The sequence below is a fragment of the Parahoeflea alexandrii genome (genome assembly GCF_024105735.1).
Lineage (GTDB): Bacteria > Pseudomonadota > Alphaproteobacteria > Rhizobiales > Rhizobiaceae > Hoeflea > Hoeflea alexandrii.
In genome coordinates, this window is sequence record NZ_JAAAML010000012.1 from 1 (window position 1) to 1,147 (window position 1,147).

The window sequence follows — 1,147 nt, forward strand, 5'->3', positions numbered from 1 at the left end:
CCTGTTGTCGTGCCAACGGCATAGCAGGGTAGCTATATACGGAATGGATAACCGCTGAAGGCATCTAAGCGGGAAACCAACCTAAAAACGAGTATTCCCTGAGAGTCGTGGAAGACTACCACGTTGATAGGCTGGGTGTGGAAGCGCAGTAATGTGTGAAGCTTACCAGTACTAATAGCTCGATCGGCTTGATCGTTCTCATTGCTCGTGCTCATCTTAATCGCTCGCGGACCAAAGGTCCTGCGCGGGCGCGCCAAACAATTGGCGACGCGCACTTGCGCTTGCGGAGCTTCGCTCCGGGGTGCAAATGCTCGGATAAGTGAGAAGGACGTGTTCAAAGACAAAAGGGACTAGCCTCCCGCCAGCTTCTCAATCAACTTGCACATGTCGCCATGTGCACATGTTGCGCTTTGCCGACCTGGTGGTCATGGCGGGGCGGCTGCACCCGTTCCCATTCCGAACACGGCCGTGAAACGCCCCAGCGCCGATGGTACTTCGTCTCAAGACGCGGGAGAGTAGGTCGCTGCCAGGTCTGCAAATCGCAACATCAAGTTGAAATCTTCTCAGCCTTACGAAAATTGGAACACTCACGGGTCGCTCTCGCGGCCCGTTTTGCCTTTTGCCTTGCTCATTCAGCAAGGCCTGTCGCGGGGTCGAGCAGCCCCAGCCGACCCACAGAGGCCAAAAGCCTCGAGGACCGGCAAATCAAAAAGACCGGGCATGCCCGGAAGCTCAAGTCTTACCGCGGGGTGGAGCAGCCCCCGCCGACCCGCAGAGGCCAAAGGCCTTGAGGACCGGCAAAACAAAAAGACCGGGCATGCCCGGAAGCTCAAGTCTTACCGCGGGGTGGAGCAGCCCCCGCCGACCCGCAGAGGCCAAAGGCCTTGAGGACCGGCAAAACAAAAAGACCGGGCATGCCCGGAAGCTCAAGTCTTACCGCGGGGTGGAGCAGCCCGGTAGCTCGTCAGGCTCATAACCTGAAGGTCGCAGGTTCAAATCCTGCCCCCGCAACCAAATTACCAATATAGGATCACTGCGCTGGCGCAAAGACGTAGTCTTTGCTGGCGAAGTAGCTCGTCGTCCTTCGGACCATAACCTGAAATCCTCTCGGCGGTTGCTGCGCAATCGCCTGCCAGATCAGCGGGTC

Annotated in this window: 1 tRNA gene and 2 rRNA genes; all 3 read left to right on the plus strand. The window is 57.9% G+C overall.

Going from position 1 to position 1,147, the window contains the following annotated elements:
- Nucleotides 1–196: ribosomal RNA gene (locus tag GTW23_RS23325) — 23S ribosomal RNA — on the plus strand; the annotation flags it as partial.
- Nucleotides 197–417: 221 nt separating this feature from the next.
- Nucleotides 418–532: ribosomal RNA gene (gene rrf, locus GTW23_RS23330) — 5S ribosomal RNA — on the plus strand.
- 405 nt (nucleotides 533–937) lie between these two features.
- Nucleotides 938–1,014 (plus strand) — tRNA-Met (locus GTW23_RS23335).
- Nucleotides 1,015–1,147 lie beyond the last annotated feature (133 nt).